Source organism: Runella aurantiaca, assembly GCF_003339505.1.
GTDB lineage: Bacteria > Bacteroidota > Bacteroidia > Cytophagales > Spirosomataceae > Runella > Runella aurantiaca.
Genome location: NZ_QPIW01000006.1, coordinates 168,265 through 188,771, shown reverse-complemented (window position 1 = coordinate 188,771; position 20,507 = coordinate 168,265). Strand labels below are relative to the sequence as shown.

The 20,507-nt window shown below is 45.2% G+C and carries 20 protein-coding genes; 5 read left to right on the top strand and 15 right to left on the bottom strand.

Translation table 11 applies throughout. The annotated features are described in order from the left end of the window. Nucleotides 1-6: 6 nt before the first annotated feature. Both DVG78_RS10110 and DVG78_RS10105 read right to left on the bottom strand, forming a co-directional pair. Nucleotides 7-1,179, bottom strand: coding sequence for a cation:proton antiporter (locus tag DVG78_RS10110; RefSeq protein WP_114460962.1), 1,173 nt, complete (start codon nucleotides 1,177-1,179; stop codon nucleotides 7-9). A gap of 138 nt (nucleotides 1,180-1,317) precedes the next feature. Next, nucleotides 1,318-2,841: a trypsin-like peptidase domain-containing protein gene (locus DVG78_RS10105; protein WP_114460961.1), complete on the bottom strand. Its 1,524-nt coding sequence runs from the start codon at nucleotides 2,839-2,841 to the stop codon at nucleotides 1,318-1,320. 393 nt (nucleotides 2,842-3,234) lie between these two features. On the opposite strand from DVG78_RS10105, the gene ruvX reads away from it, so the two are divergent. Genes ruvX through DVG78_RS10090 form a run of 3 tightly spaced genes read left to right on the top strand, consistent with a single transcriptional unit; the run spans nucleotide 3,235 to nucleotide 5,022 of the window. Beyond that, nucleotides 3,235-3,648 carry a Holliday junction resolvase RuvX gene (gene ruvX, locus DVG78_RS10100; RefSeq protein WP_114068879.1) on the top strand — a complete coding sequence of 138 codons (414 nt, stop codon included), beginning with the start codon at nucleotides 3,235-3,237 and terminating at the stop codon, nucleotides 3,646-3,648. 55 nt (nucleotides 3,649-3,703) lie between these two features. Next, a complete protein-coding gene (gene def / locus DVG78_RS10095) occupies nucleotides 3,704-4,276 on the top strand; it encodes a peptide deformylase (protein ID WP_114460960.1) in 573 nt (190 codons plus the stop codon). Between the two features lie 14 nt (nucleotides 4,277-4,290). Next, nucleotides 4,291-5,022, top strand: a complete 732-nt coding sequence (locus tag DVG78_RS10090; RefSeq protein WP_114460959.1) for a 3'-5' exonuclease — start codon at nucleotides 4,291-4,293, stop codon at nucleotides 5,020-5,022. A 53-nt stretch (nucleotides 5,023-5,075) separates the two neighbouring features. Here DVG78_RS10090 and DVG78_RS10085 read toward each other — a convergent pair whose 3' ends face one another. From DVG78_RS10085 to DVG78_RS10070, 4 genes are all read right to left on the bottom strand, one after another. Then, nucleotides 5,076-7,250, bottom strand: a complete 2,175-nt coding sequence (locus DVG78_RS10085) for a xanthine dehydrogenase family protein molybdopterin-binding subunit (protein ID WP_114460958.1) — start codon at nucleotides 7,248-7,250, stop codon at nucleotides 5,076-5,078. Nucleotides 7,251-7,254: 4 nt separating this feature from the next. Further along, nucleotides 7,255-7,728 carry a (2Fe-2S)-binding protein gene (locus DVG78_RS10080; protein ID WP_114460957.1) on the bottom strand — a complete coding sequence of 158 codons (474 nt, stop codon included), beginning with the start codon at nucleotides 7,726-7,728 and terminating at the stop codon, nucleotides 7,255-7,257. A 61-nt stretch (nucleotides 7,729-7,789) separates the two neighbouring features. Next, nucleotides 7,790-8,467 carry an NAD-dependent epimerase/dehydratase family protein gene (locus DVG78_RS10075; protein ID WP_114460956.1) on the bottom strand — a complete coding sequence of 226 codons (678 nt, stop codon included), beginning with the start codon at nucleotides 8,465-8,467 and terminating at the stop codon, nucleotides 7,790-7,792. Nucleotides 8,468-8,469: 2 nt separating this feature from the next. Then, the gene (locus tag DVG78_RS10070) at nucleotides 8,470-9,033 is read right to left on the bottom strand and encodes a TetR/AcrR family transcriptional regulator (protein WP_114460955.1); all 564 of its coding nucleotides are present in this window, start codon (nucleotides 9,031-9,033) and stop codon (nucleotides 8,470-8,472) included. Nucleotides 9,034-9,246: 213 nt separating this feature from the next. Between DVG78_RS10070 and DVG78_RS10065 the strand changes: the two genes are divergently transcribed. Next, nucleotides 9,247-9,771 (top strand): hypothetical protein, encoded by a 525-nt coding sequence (locus DVG78_RS10065; protein WP_114460954.1) that lies wholly within the window; start codon nucleotides 9,247-9,249, stop codon nucleotides 9,769-9,771. 52 nt (nucleotides 9,772-9,823) lie between these two features. After that, entirely contained in the window at nucleotides 9,824-10,210 is a 387-nt protein-coding gene (locus DVG78_RS10060; RefSeq protein ID WP_114460953.1) for a hypothetical protein, read from the top strand. Nucleotides 10,211-10,572: 362 nt separating this feature from the next. Here the strand turns inward: DVG78_RS10060 and DVG78_RS10055 are convergent, their stop codons facing one another. From DVG78_RS10055 to tnpA, 9 genes are all read right to left on the bottom strand, one after another. Next, nucleotides 10,573-11,103: a DUF5946 family protein gene (locus tag DVG78_RS10055; protein ID WP_114460952.1), complete on the bottom strand. Its 531-nt coding sequence runs from the start codon at nucleotides 11,101-11,103 to the stop codon at nucleotides 10,573-10,575. Between the two features lie 308 nt (nucleotides 11,104-11,411). Next, the gene (locus DVG78_RS10050) at nucleotides 11,412-12,554 is read right to left on the bottom strand and encodes a glycoside hydrolase family 5 protein (protein WP_114460951.1); all 1,143 of its coding nucleotides are present in this window, start codon (nucleotides 12,552-12,554) and stop codon (nucleotides 11,412-11,414) included. Nucleotides 12,555-12,713: 159 nt separating this feature from the next. Then, nucleotides 12,714-13,505 carry a cupin domain-containing protein gene (locus DVG78_RS10045; RefSeq protein ID WP_114460950.1) on the bottom strand — a complete coding sequence of 264 codons (792 nt, stop codon included), beginning with the start codon at nucleotides 13,503-13,505 and terminating at the stop codon, nucleotides 12,714-12,716. A gap of 192 nt (nucleotides 13,506-13,697) precedes the next feature. After that, nucleotides 13,698-15,236, bottom strand: a complete 1,539-nt coding sequence (locus DVG78_RS10040) for an alpha/beta hydrolase family protein (RefSeq protein ID WP_114460949.1) — start codon at nucleotides 15,234-15,236, stop codon at nucleotides 13,698-13,700. 66 nt (nucleotides 15,237-15,302) lie between these two features. Further along, nucleotides 15,303-15,440 carry a hypothetical protein gene (locus DVG78_RS30045; protein ID WP_158549998.1) on the bottom strand — a complete coding sequence of 46 codons (138 nt, stop codon included), beginning with the start codon at nucleotides 15,438-15,440 and terminating at the stop codon, nucleotides 15,303-15,305. A 24-nt stretch (nucleotides 15,441-15,464) separates the two neighbouring features. Beyond that, on the bottom strand, nucleotides 15,465-16,739 hold the full coding sequence (locus DVG78_RS10035; protein ID WP_114460948.1) for a TlpA family protein disulfide reductase: 1,275 nt from the start codon (nucleotides 16,737-16,739) through the stop codon (nucleotides 15,465-15,467). A gap of 73 nt (nucleotides 16,740-16,812) precedes the next feature. After that, nucleotides 16,813-17,616 carry an SDR family NAD(P)-dependent oxidoreductase gene (locus DVG78_RS10030; protein WP_114460947.1) on the bottom strand — a complete coding sequence of 268 codons (804 nt, stop codon included), beginning with the start codon at nucleotides 17,614-17,616 and terminating at the stop codon, nucleotides 16,813-16,815. Beyond that, complete coding sequence (locus DVG78_RS10025) at nucleotides 17,613-19,718, bottom strand: alpha-glucuronidase family glycosyl hydrolase (RefSeq protein ID WP_114461026.1); 2,106 nt, start codon at nucleotides 19,716-19,718, stop codon at nucleotides 17,613-17,615. Before DVG78_RS10025 ends, DVG78_RS10030 begins: the two co-directional genes overlap by 4 nt. Before the next feature lie 341 nt (nucleotides 19,719-20,059). Further along, nucleotides 20,060-20,500 carry an IS200/IS605 family transposase gene (tnpA, locus tag DVG78_RS10020; RefSeq protein ID WP_114460946.1) on the bottom strand — a complete coding sequence of 147 codons (441 nt, stop codon included), beginning with the start codon at nucleotides 20,498-20,500 and terminating at the stop codon, nucleotides 20,060-20,062. Nucleotides 20,501-20,507: the final 7 nt, after the last annotated feature.

The window sequence follows — 20,507 nt, the reverse complement described above, 5'->3', positions numbered from 1 at the left end:
GGACGACTACTCACTTTCTTTTTTATTTTCCATCATCAACCCAATCATCATGACCAACGCTGATAAAATGATGATTTGGATAATCAGCGATTTATTGACCAATGAGATGGTTTGGGAAGCAGGAGTACTCAGAAATAATAAAATGGTAATCAATCCACGCGGTGCGATAAAAAGCAATGGTGAAAGCTCCATTTTGTAGAATTTGAGCAGAATAGCCCGCAGACAAAAGATATTTATCACAATTCCTACGGCCCATCCAAGCGTACTGAGGTTCAAAATTTCAGCGGTTTCCATCAGGTAGCCAAAAAGCAAGAAGAACAACACCCTAATCACGAACGTAGCCTCAATCGTGATTTCCTTAAATTTCTTCACTTCGCGGTCCAGCAGGTCTGGTTTTAGGCGCTGAATCCACTTAAAGCGTTTTATTTCGTCAAGATTTCCTAAGAATAACCCAAAAATCAGAATAAATACGAGTGAAGGAAGGTGATAAATTTTTGAAATATTATAAATCAAAATCACCAAAAGAATAATAGGAGCAAACTTGATATGGTGGTCGATTTTGCTCAAAAGATAGGATAAGCCGCCCGTTGCCAGAAAAGAAACAATAATGATGGTTATCAATTGTGCAAAAAAATGCCAAATAGAACCCGCACCAAAACTATCATTGAAGGCTACAAAGTTGAAAAATATCACCCCTAAAATGTCCGAAAGACTACTTTCGTAGATAACAAATTCTTTCTGATGATTCACCAGATTCTTGACGCTCGGAATGGCAATGGCGCTGCTAATGACGCAGAGTGGAATGGCATTGGTGAGGCTATCTTTAAAATTGATTCCGCCCCAAAAATGGAAAGCCCCCGCCGCCCCAAAAGCCAGTAGCAGCATGGGCAACAAAGCAACGGCAAAGGACTTTTTGATGAGCGGAAATTTTGTGGAATTCAATTCTAATTCCAAGGAGCCTTCCAACACAATGAGAATCAGTCCAATTGTTCCTAAAATGGGTAAAATAGGACTGAGATTGGGCAGCGACAAACCCGTTGTAAGCGCCACTTGCTTCACGAGCCATCCCATCAGAAGCAGAAGAATAACAGAAGGTACTTTGGTTTTGGAAGAAGTAATGTCAAAAATATAAGCAAGAAGAATCAGAACACAAACCGTGATAATAATTGCTGTCGTCATTAATAGAAAAGTTAGGTGTGTTACAATACTAATAAACACCTGCGTAAAAACAAAGGGTTAGACCACCGATGGCCTAACCCTTTGTTTTTTTTCAACGTCGGCGAGGTTTTGAACCTCGCCGACGTTAGTTGATAAACCTTACAAATTAAATCCGAAAGAATAGACATCTTCTGGATAATCTAAATAAAGACCTTCCATCTGAACGCGAGCTCCTTTTTTCTCGGATAAAGCCGCTTTTAGTTCTTTGACCGAACGAACCGCCTTGTCGTTTACTTTCGTAATCACAAAACCTTCTTCTACACCTACGCGGGCGAGTTTGCCCGCTTCCATCGCGGTTACTTTCACACCGCCGCCAATATTGGCGCGCTGAAGGCGCTGTACTTCGCGGGGGTTGAGGTCGCTAAATTGGGCGCCTAATGAACTAAGGGCTACGTCAGCTTCATCGGTTTTGATGATTTCGCGCCCACCTTCGCGATTGCGGAGCATTACACTGTAGTCTTTTACGCTGCCACCACGGTTAACGGTCAGAACAACACTTTCACCGGGACGTTTGCGGGCCACTAGCTCACGGAATTTGGGGTCAGAATCTACGTCAACACCATCTACTTTGGTGATGACGTCGCCTACTTTCAAGCCCGCATCTTTGGCGGCGCTGTTGCCTTCGCCAAAACCTTGCACATAAATCCCCGTGGCTACTTTTACGTCGTACTGTTCCGCTTTTTTGCTGTCGAGTTCTTCGGGAATGATACCGATGTAGCCGCGCTGCACACCACCATATTTGATAATGTCGCTGGATACTTTTTTCACTAAGCTCGAAGGCACTGCAAAGGCATAACCTGCGTAGCTACCCGTGGGGCTGGCAATGGCGGTATTGATACCTACCAATTCACCTTTCAGGTTGACCAAGGCACCGCCTGAGTTGCCGGGGTTTACGACCGCATCTGTTTGGATAAATGACTCCAAGGGAGTATCACCTTTAAACTGGCTGCCGCGTGCGCGTGACTGTTGCTGAAACTTCTCGGCAAGGATTCCGATACCGCGTCCTTTGGCACTTACAATCCCCGCCGTAACGGTCGATTCCAAGTTAAACGGATTTCCTACTGCTACTACCCACTCACCCACTCTGATGGCGTCGGAGTTGCCAAACGTCAACGTAGGTAGGTCTTTGGCGGGAATCTGAATCACGGCAATATCGGTAGAAGGGTCAGTGCCGATTACTTTGGCTTTATAGGTGCGTTTGTTTGACATCACAACCTCCAGTTCTTCCGCACCTTCCACCACGTGGTTGTTGGTAACAATGTAGCCATCCGCGCTGACAATCACGCCCGAGCCCGACGACTCTTGCTTTTGCGGACCGCTGCGGCGCATTCCAAAATCTTCGCCAAACAAGTCGAAGATGTCCATGCCGCGTTGTTGCGCTTGGCGGGTGGCCGAGGCTTTAATGTGTACTACGGCAGGGGTGGATACTTCGGCGGCGTACGTAAAATCGGCCGCTGCCCCGGGAGCAACTCCCCCAGTAAAACGATTCATGGAAGGAGCGCTTGCTTCCGTAAAAACGACATCTTTTGAGTCATCAATCCCGCCCAAAAGCTTTACACTTCCAACGGTAACTGCGCTTGAAATGAGCCCAACCAATGCCAATGATTTCCAATTCTGATTCATGACTTTTTATTTTGGTTTTGGTTTTAATTACTATTTGTTTTTAGATTCTTCTGTTTTTGCAATTCACACTTCAAAAATGCACGAACATAACGTCTCGGGCAAAAAAATCGGTATCCAAATTTCTTCTTTTTAACAATATTTAACAAGCAAAAGTTTGGACTTACTCAAGATATAAAATAATGATGCGAGGGGGCTTTAACTGTCAAATTGTCATTTGTCGGAAAGCCTTTTATGAACCAATTACGCCAAAGGCTGACGATTTTTCTGCTATATTTGTGATTTAATTGTCAATTTACCCTGTCATGAGTGTTGAGAGAGGAGCAAATATAAAGGTGATTCTCGGCTTGTATTTAGAAAGAATAAACGGGTAATTTACTTAAATAAAGCAAACCAATGGGGCGAATTCTTGCCATTGATTATGGCTCAAAACGAACTGGATTGGCAGTTACCGACCCGTTACGGATTATTGCGACGGCCTTGGAAACGGTACGCTCATTTGAATTAATTGATTTTTTGAAACGTTATACCGCCAACGAAACCGTGGATGTATTTGTGGTAGGGATGCCCCGCACGTTGGAAAATACCGACACCAACAATACGCCGCACGTGAAGGGCTTCATCAAACAACTCAAAAAAGCGTTTCCCGATACCCCCGTGTACGAACACGACGAGCGTTTTACCAGCAGCATGGCGTTACAGACCATGATTTCGATGGGGTCTAAAAAAAGTGACCGACGCAATAAAGGTAATATTGACAAAGTCAGTGCCACCATTATTTTGCAATCGTTTATTGAAAGCCAACGATGAAATCGTATCATGGGTGTTTTGCCCGATAAACCATTAAAAAGGACAACGATTAACAATGATTTTTCCAATAGTAGCTTATGGCGACCCCGTATTACGAAAAGTGGCTCGCCCCATTGAAAAAGACGAAATCAACCTGCCCGAGTTGGTAGAAAATATGTACCAAACCATGTACGATTCTTCGGGTATTGGTTTGGCGGCTCCGCAAATCGGACAAAGTATCCGGTTGTTTGTGGTAGATGGTACGCCTCTTAATGAAGACGAAGAAGAGGAAGACAAAGACCCAAGTTTGGAAGGGTTTAAAAAAGTATTTATTAATCCGCAGGTGTTGGAAGAAACGGGTGACGAATGGGCGTTTGAAGAAGGATGCCTCAGTATTCCAGGAATCAGAGCCGATGTATATCGTCCCGAATTTATTAAAATCAAATACCGAGATATTGATTGGAACGAACACGTAGACACCTTTGAAGGCATGGCGGCGCGTATCATTCAGCATGAATACGACCACTTGGAAGGCAAACTGTTTACGGATTATTTGCCCATGCTCAAACGACAGATGCTAAAAAAACGCCTCACCGACATTACAAAGGGCAACGTCAAAGTGGATTACAAAATGAGATTTCCTAAATAACCTCGAAACGCGAGATGCAAGAACTTCGCCGAGTTGCCAAAAATATTCTTTTTATTGACCTAGAAACGGTGTCAGCCAAAGCTTCGTTTGATTTGTTGGACGAACGAATGCAGGAACAATGGCAACGAAAGGCGGCCAACATCCGCAATGACGAACACGTCTCGGCTTTTGATTTGTTTTACCGTCGGGCGGCTATTTATTCCGAATTCGGCAAAATCATCTGCATCGGGGTGGGGGCGCTGTATTGGACCACTTCCGATGAGCTGCCACGTTTTAAAGTAAAAACCATTGCGGGCGACGACGAGAAAGCGATTTTGTTGGAATTTAAAGAGTTGGTTGAAAAATATCCCCAAAATCAACTCGTCCTTTGTGCCCACAACGGCAAAGAATTTGATTTTCCTTTTCTGTGCCGTCGAATGCTCGTCAATGGAATTACGCTTCCTGACTCTTTAAAACTTTCGGGTAAAAAACCGTGGGAAATTCTTCATCAAGACACGCTGGATATGTGGCGTTTTGGCGATTATAAAAGCTTTGCACAGTTGGATTTATTGGCGGCACTGTTTGGCATTCCGAGCAGCAAGTCAGACATCAGCGGCGAAGACGTGACCCGCGTTTATTACGCCGAAAAAGACCTCGACCGCATCCGTCGTTACTGCAAAGAAGACGTTGTGGTGCTGGCGCAACTTTGGCTTCGCCTCAATCAATACGATACCGTAAAGCCCGAGCTGATTGTACGGGCTGAATAAAAGCAACGAACGTCGTCGAGGTCTTGAACTCAAAACCTCGACGACGATTTATTTTAGCTCAATTTGAGCGGTAATGTTCTCAGGTTTTTACCCGTTAAATCAAAAACCGCTGCCGCAATCGCGGGCGCTACTGGCGCAAGCGGTGGCTCACCTACTCCGTAAGGTTCGGTGTGTCCTTCCAGAATAATTACCTCAATTTCAGGGGTATCTGAAAGTTTTGCCATGGGGTATTCGTGAAAATTGGTCGCGGTTATTTGTCCGTCTTTGATAGATAAACCTTCATACAGTGCGGCCGTAATCCCCATCATGGTGGCGCCTTCTACCTGCATCCGAATCCCCTCAGGATTGATGGCCAAGCCCGCGTCAAGCACCTGCGTTACCTTTTTTACCTGAATTTGATTGTCAACTATCGCTACTTCAATCACCGCCGCCGCAATGCTCTTGCGGTCGTTGCCGATGGCGATGCCGCGCCCAATCCCCGCCGCTTTGGGTTGATTCCACCCGCTCTTTTCGGCCAGCGTTTCCAATACTTTTTTGTAACGTTGGTTGATTTGTTCATTGCCTGCCAGCAACTCCAAACGCATTTTGAGCGGGTCTTTGCCCGTTTTATGGGCCAATTCGTTGATAAAGCTTTCGATGGCAAACGTATTGGGAAACATCCCCACACTGCGCCAGATTCCAGTATGAACGGGCAGTTTATTTTGCCACAACGTGGCTGATTTATGCTCAATGTTGTACAAAATACTGGCACCGTGGCCCGCCGACACAAAATCGGCCCCTAAAAGTGTATAGCCGATATTGGCAGGAATTGCCCCAAGCACCTGATCGGGTGTGGCTTGGCTGTGGGTGATGGCTTCGATTGTGCCATTTTCTCCAATTTTTGCAGCGAGTACGTGGTGCGTTTGCGGACGATAAATGGCATTCTGAAACTCCTGCGTTCGCGTATTAAATATATGTACTGGCTTGCCAACAATCTTGGCAATGCGCGCCACTTTTTCGGAATGTTTTGAATCTATTCTTCTGCCAAAACTTCCACCGGCGTAGGTGGTTTCGATGTTGAGTTGTTCCGTTTCTGCCTCAATGGCTTTGGCGATGGCACTTCTGAAAAGGGTGGACGCCTGCGTACCTACATACATCGTGGCTTTGTCTTTTTCAACGTGCGCCACGGCGCCGTGCGGTTCCATGTGGGCGTGGGTGGCCAAAGGCGTGCGGTATTCTTGTTTGAATACTTGGTTGGGCGCTTCTTCCAAAAGCGATTCGGGCGAGCCTTCGCTTTGAATGCGCACGTCGGTTCCGAGTCCTACGGTCGTGAGTGCTTCAAATTCAGCCTGTTGCCATTTTTTGGGAACATCCCATTCCGCTTCAATTTTTTGTAATCCCAGCTCGGCGGCGTATCGGTTTTTGGCCACGACGGCCACCAACTCACCGTCCTCCACGATTTTGACCACTCCGTTGACCTTTGCAGCTTCTTGGGTGTTCAGCTTTTTGAGCTTGCCGCCGATGTAGGGAGATTGGAGCATCACCGCATACAACATATCTGGGAACGTTTGGTCGATGCCAAAAATGGGTTTACCCGTCACTTTTGGTTTTAAGTCAATGCGTTTTACGTCTTTTCCTACATACTTAAAGGCCGAAGAAGGCTTTAATTCGGGTGTTTCGGGCGTTTTCCATTCTTTGGTGGAGGTGGAAATTTCATAATAGGTAGCTTTATGATTTCCCGAAGTCATGATTCCATTTTCAACTTTGATACCTGCCACGGGCACGCCCCATTGCTTGGCGGCTTGGGCTTTGAGCATTTCGCGCAGGGTAGCGGCTACTTCTCGAATGGGCTTAAACAACGACAAGGTGGTATTGCTTCCGCCCGTTCCCAGCGAATCTTCCACGCCGTTGGCCGTATTGGCGTGAACAACCTTGATTTGTTCGAGCGCTACTTCTAGCTCCTCGGCGGCCAACATCGCTAATCCCGTAAAAATCCCCTGTCCCATTTCCAGCTTGGTAGATTTGTAGAGGATGGTGTTATCGGGCAATACTTCAAACCAGAAAGAAGGTTCTTGCGTGGAAACTAGCAGGGGGAAATCCATATTTTCCGCTTTTTGGGCCAAAAAACGACGAATAGGCCCCTTTGACGCAATAACCGCTACGACGGTTCCGCCAAAAATAATGGCGCCGCGTTGCAAAAATTTACGTCGCGAAAACTTCTTTTTTGTTTTTTTATCTTCAGTAGCCATGTCGTTATGCAGTTACGGTTTGGGAAAGTTGGGCGGCTCTTTTGATGGCTTTGATGATGCGGGGCTGCGTACCGCAACGGCAAATGTTGGTGATATTGTTTTTAATATCTTCTTCGGTCGGGTTGGGGTTTTTCTCCAGCAAATTTGCGGCCGCCATCATAAACCCGGGCTGACAATAGCCGCATTGGGGCACGTTTTCTTCCATCCATGCTTGTTGAATAGGGTGAAGTTTATCCTCACTTTCGGATAATCCTTCGAGCGTCGTTACTTTTTTCCCTGCCGCAAAGCTTACGGGTATGGAACATGAACGATAGGCTTCGCCGTCGATGTGGAGCGTGCAGGCACCGCAAAGTGCAGCCCCGCAGCCGAATTTTGTGGCTTTGAGGTTGAGTTCATCCCGAACTACCCAAAGCAAGGGCATGGCGGGGTCTACGTCTACCTTTGCCGTTTTGCCATTGATATTAAAGTTGATTTCCATTTGGTTTAGTTTGAATATTGATTTTAGATTGACTAATCACTCTATTTTTAGGGTAAATTTTTTATCCTTTTTTTGTCAAAGGAACAAAGTCTTTGATTTCCAATACGTGCTTTTCATGGCCTTTGGTGGCAACGTATACCATGGCCTGACCCAATTCGGCCAGCGTACTCACAAAGTTTGGAAATACCTTACGGGCGAAGGGATACATCCAACTGACGTACTTGTAAGCAGGAAGGGTATTTTTCAAACCCGGTGTAGCGTGCATATATCCCGGACGGAAGTTATACACGGCCTTGAAAGGCAGTTTCATCAAGTCGTTTTCAGTTTTGCCTTTTACCCGCGCCCACATGCTGCGGCCTTTTTCGGTGCTGTCGGTGCCTGAGCCTGATACGTAGCAAAATGTCATGTCAGGGTTGAGTTTGCTCAATGTTTCGGCTACGTGCATCGTGAGCGTGTGGGTCATTTTGGTATATTCTTCCTCTTTCATCCCGACGGAAGAAATGCCCAAACAGAAAAAACAAGCGTCGTAACCTTTCAATTGGGCTTGGATGGGCGAGACGTCGAAAAAATCTTGGTGAATGATTTCCTTTAATTTGGGATGCGTGAAGCCAGAAGGTTTGCGGTTGATAATCAAAACTTCTTCAATTTCAGGGCTTTGCAGACATTCGTGCAATACACCCTCGCCGACCATGCCCGTGGCACCCGTCACAATGGCTCTTATTTTTTTGGTTTCTTTCATGGTTATTTTTGTTCGGTCAGCATATCCCAAAGCATTTCAAAGCCGTTTTCGATGATGGGTTTTTGTTGGTCGGGGGGTAAGTTGACAACGTAATTGTAGATGCCCATCAAGTGGCTGTTGGCCAACGTATAAATCAAATCAGTGGGTAACTCTTTGATGATTTTGGTGGCTTTTGCTTCTTCAATCAGCTGAATGTGTTTCTGGGATTGCTCCATCAAAACCGATTCGGAGATTTGAAAAATATGCGGTGAAAAAAGTACCTGTTGGATGTAATGGTTCTTCTCTCTGTTGTCTAAAGCCCAGTAAATGAAATAGATAAAGACTTTTTTTATGATGGCTTCGACACCATCCTCCGGAGTAATCTTTGAAAATAAGAATTGGTTTAAATCATTTTTGATGGTGATGTATAATTCTTTTATCAGGTCTTCTTTGGTGGCAAAATAATGAAAAAGGGTTCCGTTGGATACCCCCGCTTCCTTAGCGATTTTGCTCGTGGGCGTACCATGAAAACCAAACTCCACAAAGAGCTTCAATGCACTCGCCAATATCTGTTCTTTTTTATCCATTTATACTAGATTGACTAATCACTCTACAAAGGTAAGGTTTGGATCGGGCTTTCCAAATTTGTTTTTGGGTTTTATTGTCGAACACCAGCAACGGCGTATAATAGAGATAACTCACGGTTGTTACTTCCTGAAACGGAATACCTCTTGATAACTATTTTTTCAGCAGCCAAAAGAAAGGCTTATTTTAGTGCCAAAACAACTTTTAGGTTTGCCATGAAAAAGGTACTTTACTTAACACTTCTAACTTTCGTATTAGGCTGCAAAGGCGAAGACCAACCCACGATTGATCCCGAAATCTTAAAACCCCTTCTAAACGGGTATTTTGAGTATTTCCCTAAGCCCATCGACTACTTTACATCCCGCATCACCTGCAAAGAAGGTCACATGATTATCTCTAAAGCTTTTATTACAAAAAAGGACGAGAAAACCCTCACTATTCAATTTGTTTACGTTGGTAAATGCGCAGGACTCAACCCCAACCCCGGCAACGATTATGAAATAAGGGCTACTTTTACCTCTCCAATGCCTAAACAGGAAGCTACCCGTTATCGTATTGATTTTAGTGGAGTATGTGATTCGGCCATCCCGGCAGACCCTCAACTTGTTGGCAAAAAATTGGATGGGTATGCTTATTTGACTCCTGACCTTGGCGAGTTTGTGATTAATCTCCCCGTTTCCGTAAACAACGTCCCTCAAAAAATTACTTCCAAAATGGACATTAGAAGCGATAAGTTTTAGATGTGATGTTTGGCCCAAAACCTTTTATAGGCGGACAAAAAAGTGCTTAAAAATGGAAAAATTAACAATATTGAAAAATAGATATGGGGACTTTTGTGATAGTATTATTGAATGTCTATCATACAAACTACACTATAATAATAGGATAATTGAAATGACTACTTTAACTCGAAATATAGAGTTTACAGATAAAAATGTATATGAGATAGTTAAATTTAGATTTACTAAAATTAAAGAGTTTAAATTTTATGAAGAAAAAGGGTCAGTCAACTATGTTGTTGTTTTAGGTGGCAATTTTTTGAAAATAGAAAATACCTACATATTTGATTTCATTCCATGGGGAGAAAACCTGACAACTTTAGGAGACATTCGTAAATCAGATTTTTATATTATATGTGAAGAATTTGATTTTGAGTTTAAACAATATTTTGATGTTTAGCCATATGCCCTCTACACCTTAGCTTGTGACTCCACAGACTTAATATAAAGTAGGTTTTGTCCATCACCCCAAGTGCAGTATATAAAAATGTCATCTGCTCCATAGATAACTGTGGTCTTTTAAGCTGACCTCTAACGGTTTACGTATTGGCGATGGTGGAGAATTTGAAAAACGTCTGCCCAACATTTGCACAAATGCCCAATAGAATTACAAATTCGGGCGGCCGATGCCGTTGAGTTTACAACTATCAGCCCGACTATTGCCAATACAATGGTGGCGGTAGTTTTTAATTTGCGTAATTCTTTTGATATGTCTCATCCAAATTGAGTTTTCGCTTTATGTAGCCGATATGCTAAGCGATATCAACCATATCTGTTTAAAAAGCTGTTTGCTAATGAAGAAATCAAGGTTTGGTGCTCACTGAATGAATGGTAAACTTCAGTCGCCCAGCTTTTTACAATATTGATACATTCTTCTGGCGTTGATGCATTCAGCAAATCTAAAGTGGTTAATTGTCCTCGCTCTCCGAATCGGGGTGGTGTCAAAAATTCGGTTTTATCTTTTTTATAAGCGTTAATGATGTTGCTCAATAAAGGCGTCTTAGCATAATCCCATTTGATATTTTTCTCAAAAATTAAGTATAACCTTGTTAAATGAATATGATTGTTCCAAGGTCCGTGCAATTCACAATGCTGCAAAGCCATTGCATCAACACTTAAGAACCGTGTTTCATAGTAGATAGGATTATTAAAGTCAAGAATTTGAGTTAGGTGGTTTAAATTGCCCTCACATTCAAATACACCTTTGGATACATTTGAGTGACAAAACTGACATCTCCCCACATTTTTAAGTTCAATTCCTGATTTTTGGGCGTAGTCAAATAAGTCTTGCATATTTCTGTTCTCAAATTAAATTCAAATTATCCGCGAAAAATTTTGTAACAGTCTAACCTAAAATTACCGCCAACTCGCTGATTGACGCATGTTTTAGTGTTTTATCTGCAATGTAAATGCTTCTGTATTACAATACAAAACTTAAAAGCATTGTTTGTTAATAGGTTGGTTTATAGATGCTTACATGGGATGCGTTTGTTTCTAGTAATAGACGCTTAAACAATACAAAATGCGTATTTTGTATTGTTTAAATAATACTTCAGTACAGAGAGGTTTTGACGGAGCATGTCCTTCACCTCACAACAGCCCTACACTTTCTGCAAAAGCGTCAGCAGTTTTCTGTCCAATTTTTGGCCTTGGAAATTTTCGTAGTCAACGTCGCTTCGGCCAGAATTGAGCAAACCGAAGGAGCCGTCAAATTCCCATAACGCAAAGCCGATTCCGTTTTCGCTCAGAATGCCGAGCAGATCTTTGAACCACGCCAAAAATACGTCGTGGGGCGTCTTGTTGAAGCAGCCGCACTCGCCACAGTGTACGCCCGTGCCACTGTTTTTAAGGTCTATCCACGGTTGAAATTTGTCTTCCAACATTTTGCGGCTCAGGTTTTGGTCGCCCACTTTTCCGGGCCATACGGGAACGGGCAGGCTTTCCGGGTCTTTGTACACCCAAGAGGCTTTGTAATGCGAGATGATGGAGGGCGTATAGCCTCGGCAACTTTGCCCCACTTCTAAATCGGAAATACCCGTAATCACATCATTGCCAACGTTGTTGCCATCGGCAATGATTAAGTGTTTTTTATTGACTCCTTTGATGGTATTGTAGGCCGCCAGAATCAGCTTGCGGTACATTTCGGGCTCCAACTTGGTTTTTTTGCCCAATTGGTCGTTCATGTCGTCGCGCCAACTCGGTTCGTTGAGGAGGTCAAAGCTGATTTTTTTGGAAGACGTATCTTTGAATTTTTTCGCCCAAAATTCCCAATGATAGCAAAAGTCGCTCAGCGCCTGCTCATTGGTCCACAGGTTGTAAGGCTCCACAAAACCCGCGTTGATGCAATAGCCCGGCGCGCGGTGGAGATTGAGTGAAACGTGATGATTGTATTTTTGTGCCCAATAAACCAACTGCTCAATGCGGTCGGTCATTTGGGCGTCTATGTTTCTGATTTCGTCGATTCGGATGTTTCTTGAACGGTCAAATTTCAGATACGCAGGGTATGCCATCGGAATTCGGACAAAATCAAAGCCCCAATCTTCCATCCATTTAAAATACATTTCGGGGGTTTTCGGGCGACTTTTGGCGGGGTCGGGCGAGAAGAAATCAAGGACATTGAAGCCTTTCCATTGGGGCAATTTGTTCTTTTTCTTCACCGGCAAACTCATACTTCCACTCGACAAAGCGACCGTAGCCAACGAGCTATTTCTGATAAAAGTGCGGCGATTGATGCGATTTTCCATACGCAGTGATTAGTTGAAAAGCAAAGTTGAACAACAGTAAAATTACTTCAATGTTTTTTTGACACAGAGTTAAACACAGAGCCTCACAGAGTTGAGTAAAGAATAGCTCTATGAAACTCAGTGAAAACCTCTGTGCCACTCTGTGTCCCAAACTAATACTCACTCAAACTGAAAAGCAAAATAAGTACAAGAGCCTTTGCTGGTGTTTTGAAGGCCGTGCGGCACGTTTGAGTTGAGGAAAATGATATCACCGACTTTGGAGTCATGCCATACGCCATCAATGGTTTCCTTGGCTTGGCTATAGGCCTCGCCTTCCTGACTGTTGACCAGCATCAAAATCTCGGCGGCTGGGTGGCGGTGTGCAGGGTGGCTCATCCAATTGCCCGTGAGGGTCGTTACGTGCATTTCAAAACGCTTGCTCATGCTTGTTGGGCGGTCGAAAAAATTCCTTCTGCCGCCTTTGTCGTGGCCTTTAAACTCGGTTTCGTCCCAATTGAGCAGCAGCGAACCGCCCGCCGTTTTTCCTCTTTCAATGTCAAGCGGAGCGACCGAATTGAGCTGAAAAACGTAGTATGTCACGGGTTTGTCGGTATTGTTGACCACACTGCGCTTATCGCCCGACATAATTAAGGCAATACCTCCGGGCTTCAGTTCTTTGGTTTTACCTTCTACGGTCACGGTCAGGACACCTTCTTTTATGATGAGAAGTTCCTCGTTTTCTTGGGTGTACTCGCTGTCGCGCATTCTGCTTTTGGGATTGACGGTCGTGGCGTGTACTTTGAACAACTTGAAATGAGGCGTTGTGCCTTCCAAAATGGGCCGCGCTTCGCCTTTCGTTCTTTTGATCACTTCCAACTCTGACCATTTGTAGACTTTAGAAGCAACGGGCTCAGTGGTCTGGGCAAAAACCAGATGGCTGACAAGAAATAGCGGCAGGAGTAGCTTTGTCATCGGTAAAAGGTTCGTTTTAGGGTGTAGGCCAATGTTCTATTAAGTGCTTTTCACCAGAGGCTTTGACAAAACCTTAGCGATGTGCTTTCTATTGATGAGAAAGGTTAAAAGGGGATAAGTATAATGGTGTTGTATTAATAAATTGATAGACAGATGGTTATAAAACCAAAAGAGTGGCGTTTAAGTGACCGGTTACTGCCCAGCTTTTTCGTATTTTAGCATCTTGCTTGCCCAAGAGATAAAGTGCTGAAAGTTGGGTTGGTCGGTGTGGCCGCCGTCGTGCTGTCGCCATGACAGTTGCCCGTTGTGCATACTCGTAAGCATGGGCGGCATTTTTTCTTTTAGGGGGTCGTTTGAGACTCCTAAATCTTTTGCTCCCAAGAGTTTATAAGCAGTGCCCGCTGCAATCGTTGCCATATAACTACCCTGTTGGTCAAGCCATTTGGCATCGCCTTTTTCGGGAATACCGTAGCTTACATAACAAAGGCGAGGCGCGCAAAGCGCAATTAATTCATGCGAATCTACCGATAAATCGCAACCCGTTTTTTTGCCAAAACCCGATTCTTCGGTGCCGTATTTCAGGTAATTTCCCGCCATCCAATGATACTCACCACTAGCCGTCAGGCTTTCGACGGCTTCGCCAAACACCCTGCGGTGCAAGGTTGTGCCGCCTTTTCCAGACGAGGCAATCAACCCTACGGCAAAGCGTGGCTCAAAAGCCAAGGTTACCAAAGCGGCTTTCCCGTAGCGGGAAACGCCTTCGATGCCTACTTTTTTAGCATCCACGGCGGGGTCGGTTTCTAAATAATCCAAGCCACGGGCCGCGCCCCACGCCCAAGCCCGGAGCGAGCCCCAATCGTCGGGTTTGCGGTATTGGCCTTTGTTGACCAAGCCGATGATACCTTTCGTAAGCCCCGCGCCATTGTCGGCCTGAACACTCGTCGGGTCGATGGTGCAATAGCCCCAACCTGCGGCCAACAACTGCTCTGTACCTGGAGAGTCGCCGCTGGGAAGGGGCGCGAAGAAATTGGGAAGGGATGCGCGGGCAACAGGGCTGTAAGCGGGATATTTATCAAAAATAGCCTTCATTTCGGGATTACTTTTGATGAGCATTTCTTTGAACGCCGCGTTGATTTTCTCGAAATCTTCATTGTTGGGCTGGGCAGGTGAAGGGAAAGACGGACGACCAAACATCATCAACACTGGCACGGGACCTTTTACGTTGGAAGGAACTACTAGCATCATGTTGATGTCCACTTTGACGGAAGGATAGGCACTGTTGTCGACATGACCGGTCAATTTTTTGGCTACTACAGGAATTCGTCCCACAAATTCATTGTCTACGGCGTCCACTTTCCACGTTACTTTCGGGATATTTTTAGGTGGCCTTCCGTATACTTCGCGTTCAAATTCTTCGATGATTTCGGGGCGGCGTTGTGTCCACCACACATCGGCAGAGGTGACTTTGTTGCCATTTTTCAACGTTAAAATATCGGGCAAAGTTGGGCAGGGATTGGCGATTAATTCGTCATAATTGGCGTGATTGGGAGCCGATTCATTGCCGCTTGGGCCAGGCCGCAAGGTTTTGATGCCTAGTTGCTGCTTCATGTTGGCGTGGTCGGCGGCGGTGAGCTTATTGAGGCTATCGCGTTGAGCTGCGGTAAGCCCAAATTGCGCAAAAGTTGAAAAAGGGAGGAGGGAGAATAGCAAGAATTGTTTTAAGGGTTTCATTTTAAGGGAGTTGGGTTTTGGGTATTTTCAATACTTGCTATGCTAGGCCACATCAAGCAATGTCCTTCAAAAGAAGTTCATTGGTGATTTTGCGTGGAGTACCTTCCCGATGTCGTCGTGGTTTTTGAAAATACCCACGGATTTTTGGGCCGCCGAAGTGAGTGAAAACAATCCAACTACTAACAGCAAAGCGTAAGATTTCATCGGTAAGGATGGGGTTAGGTAGGCTTAGTCAATCAATTTCAACAATTCAGTAAGCGTGTTGGGAGAGCTGGGACGAGAGGCGTCGGCGGCGACAATTTTGCCGTCTTTATCAATAATCATGTAACGTGGAATGCCTGTAATGGCAAATTTACTGAGAAGCTGCGCACTGCGCGCTCCGTTTACGTGGCCGTGTTCACCCGGAAGTTGTAGTTCTTGAAGGGCTTTTTTCCACAGTTGCGGGTTTTGGTCGACTGAGATGTAGAGGAAAACGATTTTTTTTAACTGTTTTTCCGTCAGCTTTTCGTGCATGATTTTTGAATACGGAAACTCTGCCCGACAGGGGCCGCACCAACTCGCCCAAAAGTCTACATAAACGACTTTACCTTTGAAATCAGACAGGTAAAAATTCTTCCCGTCGATTGATGAAAATGCAATTTCATCCCCTTTTTGGGCGGCTTTGGTTAGCTCAGGTGCTGGTTTTTTCTCTTCTACTCGTGTGAGGACTTCGTAACATTTTTGAGTAGCCAATGCTGCATAACGCTCGGTTTGGGGCAGGCTTTTTAAGACATCAAGGGTATTTGTTACGGCCTCTTTGGGGGTAGTTGTGCAGTTGTCGCGCAGCAATCGACAAAGATAAAAAGGGAGCAAATTGCCCGTTAGGTATCGTTTTGCAAAAGCTACTTTATCATTCATGGCCGCCGACAAGTCGGCGTATTTATTGAAGGCGTGTTCTCTTGAATTAAAATAAGTGACAAATACGGGCAAAAAATCTCGGAAAGGGGCGGTTAAAAAAGCCTCTTCATCGGCGATTTTTTTGGGGTCTAGCGCCTCGGTCATTACGTTGGGCAGCGCCGACATTTTAAGGTTTTTGGTATCGGCATTGCTACGGGTTACGGTGTAGTTGAGCAGCCAATACCAATAATTCCAACGGGCGGTATTTTCGATGTAACGTTTGAAGGCATCGGAAAAAGCCGAAAAGTTGGGATGGGTTTTTAAAAATGTTATCTGTTGGTTTCGGGCCTTAAACAGTTCGATTTCACGGCTATCGACGGTTTGGGCAAACAGGAGTTCGTACTGTTTTTTTTGGTCGAAATCATTGGCAAATTTTTGCTGAAATTCTGCCCAAAAGGCTTTTTGCTCGGCATTTTCCCACAATGCATTGTACTGCTTAATCACACTTGGAGCTGTGCCCTGTTGGAAAATATCAACCGAATCCCGGCTGGCAAAAGCAGTTATGGTTTGGGCCGAGAGATAACTTGTCAGCAAAAAACATCCGAAAAACAAAAATAAAAACCTCATCTTAATAGGTAGTTAACTGGGTTGGTGGTGCGATAAGTACCTTTGTTAGAAAGCATTTATCGTACCACAAATGTTAAAACCCGATAGAATTTCCTCCATCGACTGGCAATGAAGCGCCCGTGATGTAAGCAGCGGCCTCGGAGGCCAAAAAGACGGCGGCCCAGCCAATGTCTTGAGGCTTACCAAATTTGCCCATGGGTGTTCGGTTGAGGGCGCGGTTCATGCGGTCGGGGTCGCTGCTCATGGCGGTTTTCATCATGTTGGTTTCGATGAAACCCGGCGCAATGGCGTTGACCCGAACGTTGTATTTTGAAAATTCGGAAGCCAACACTTTCACCATGCCTTCTACACCCGATTTGGACGCGGCATAGGCCACCACGCGGTCGATGCCGTAATAGGCCGCCATGGACGAAATCATCAAAATAGAACCGCTTTGGCGGGCGATCATGCGTTTGGCACAGGCGCGGGTCAGGGCAAAAACGGCGTTGAGGTTGGTATGGATAATGCGGTCAAAATCAGCATCGGTAACTTCCAACGCAGGTTTTTTCATGTTGATGCCCGCATTATTGACCAAAATGTCAATTTCACCGTAGGTGTTTACAATGGTTTCAACCAAGCCTTCGAGGGCATCCAGTTCGGTCACGTCATTGACCACATAATGGGCCGACTTGCCCAACGCCGCCGTGGCCTCCTGAAGCGCGTGCTCGCGCCGGCCGGTGATGATGACCGTCGCACCGGCGTGGGTCATGCACTGAGCAATATCATAGCCAATGCCACTGCCGCCGCCCGTTATCAGGGCAATTTTTCCCTCCAATGAAAAAACGGATTGGGGGCTTACTAAGGTGAGTTCTTCGGTTAACTGTTCTTTCTCTGTCATCGCAAATGATAAATTTCCACTAATTTTTTAACTTCATTTAAGGTTCTTTGCGGAGGCGTTAAGGGCTTTGGAAGGGGCATTTTTGAATGTTCTCCAAAGTATAACACGCACGCATCTCGCCACCACAGGGCTTCTTTTTCCTGTATTTTCAATCTTCCTTTTACGTTCTCAAAGATTTCGGGGTCAATGTCTGCTTTGAGGCTCTCCCAGGTTTTTTGCAGATTACCGACCTGCACCACGCCATCGTAATAACGCACGCACAACTCGTCCCACAGACTGCGACCCGTGCTCAGTTTTTTAGTCCAAGGTACATGATGAAACCAGAGGAGGTAATCCAACGGACATTGGTCCGGATTGCCCCATTTTTTCTGCACTTCAGGACTGTAAAGTTGCAGGGCATTGCTCACTTTGCCCGTTCGGTCAAACCCTAAGCCGATAGAATCAGCGCGGTGGTAATACACCGATGTCCAATCGGGGCGGGCACTTTTGGCGAGCCAAGGCTCGGGGCCGTAGTGATGACTTTCGCCCATCATGTGAGACGTTCCCAAGGGGTAGGTATAACTCACGTAGATAGGATGTGATTTCAACATCATGTCGGAAATTTTCTGCTCCGTTGGTTTGGTTTGGGTCAGAGTCATCCGAATCCATTCTGAAGCTATCTGCTCAGACGACAGCGTGTGATCCCACGCCAAACGGCCAAAAGCGTACCAATTGCTTTGGTTAAACGGATGTCCGCACCAGTTGTCGTCTGAGCCGGTATTGGCTACGCCGGCCATGAGCGAATTGGAAGCATTGTAAAGACTTCCGTCAATGACTTTGGCCACGGTAGAGCCCTGTCCTTTGGCGTAAGTATCGGTATCCAAACACTCTTTGAACATCGGTGCGAGATACGTCAAATGCGTTGATTGACCCAGATATTCCTGCGTAATTTGAAATTCCATGCCCAACGTCGTTTTGGGAAAAGCCCCAAACATGGGGTGAAAGGGTTCGCGAGGCATGAAATCAATGGGACCGTTTTTGACCTGAACGATCACTTTGGGGTCAAAGGCTCCGTCGAGGGGTTTGAATTGGGCATAACCTTCTTTGAATCTATCTCCGTTGGGGTCGGCATTGTACACGAATGCCCGCCAGATGACGATGCCGCTGAACGGACGCATGGCTTCGGCCAGCATGTTGGCGCCGTCGGCGTGGGTGCGGCCATAATCCTGCGGGCCGGGTTCACCTTCTGAATTGGCTTTGACCAAATACCCACCAAAATCAGGAATGTATTGGTGAATCTCTTTGGTTTTGTCGTTCCACCATTTACGCACTTCGGGGTCGAGCGGGTCGGAGGTTTTGAGTCCGCCGAGGGTGCGCGGCGAGCGGAAATTGACCGAAATAAAGACTTTGATGCCGTAGGGACGAAGTACATCGGCAACGGCTTTGATTTTTTCCAAATATTCAGCGGTCAAAAACCGCGAACTGGCATTGACGTTGTTGATGGACGTGGCGTTGATGCCTATCGACGCATTGGCACGGGCATACATTACGTAGCGCGGGTCGACGCGGTGGGGCAGTTCGTTCCATTTCCACATGGACGAGCCTGCATAACCACGCTCCACGGTGCCGTTGGCATTGTCCCAGTGGTTGAGCATCCGGATCTTTACCTTAGGACTGCTCGTGATGGAAAGTTTGGCGAGTGATCTGCCCGTTTGAATGGCTCTCAACAATTCAAATGTCCCGTACAATACGCCCGCTTCGGTTTTGGAAGAAATGATGATGTTGCCTTTTTCGGTATAAATCTCATATCCTTCGTTGGAGATATTCGTACTTGAAGGAGCATTTTTGTTGACGTTCAAAATGATTCCTCCGCTTGCTGTTGCCGTTTTTACAGTAGCAATTTTTTTGCCCAATAAACCCTGTAAACCCGTCTGAAGTTCTTCCGCCGCGATTTTAAGGGTTTGATTGTCGGATGCAACAGCAATGAATTTTGTGAACGGAGCATAGCTTTCTCGCTGCTTGGCATCTTTGATTAAATCATAGTTTAGCCAGAGCTGCGAGCCATCATCTGCGAAAGCGGCGGTGGAGAGTAGCAGGAGAAATAGAAATAAATATCTTGTCATTGATTTCATTTGGCTAAAGCCATTATTTGTTGTCCTCCAGCTAAAGCAGGAGGCAATTCAATTTTTAATTTTCCTATTTTTCAATAGGGATTGTTTGGAATCATTCATTTATTGCCACTAAAGCAGGAGGCAATTCAATTTTTAATTTTCCTATTTTTCAATAGGGATTGTTTGGAATCATTCATTTATTGCCGCTAAAGCAGGAGGCAATGCAATTTTTAATTGTCCTATTTTCAATAGGAATTGTTTGGAATCATTCATTCATGAATTACCTCTGAATTGCCTCCTGCTTCAGCTGGAGGACAAAAAAGAATTCCATGGCATTGGCTTTAGCCAAAATCCTATGTGTCCCTGAATTTCTCAAATCCATATTTTTCAATCAACTCATCATATTCCTGCGCATAGGTCTTTTTTTGATGATGTTCCTCCTGCCTTTTGATGTAATTTCGTACCCTATCTACAATGGATTCAGAGACAGAAATGGCGAAATATTCATCCTGCCACTCAAATTTTTCTTCACAAATACCATTTTTATTGACCCAAAAAGAGGATTCTCCTTTGAGCAATTGCATGATTTTGCTCATGCTTTGGTCAATGCCAAGGGAAATAAGGCAATGAACATGGTCAGTGTATCCATTGATAAAGTCAATATAAATGCCTTTTTCTTTGGCGTTTTCTCGGATATGGTTAAAAATAGTTTGCCGCATTTCGCGGGTTTTCATAAAGGGAATTCTATGCTTGGTTGACCACACAAAATGAATCCAAACTTTGATGTAGGGCATGATTTAA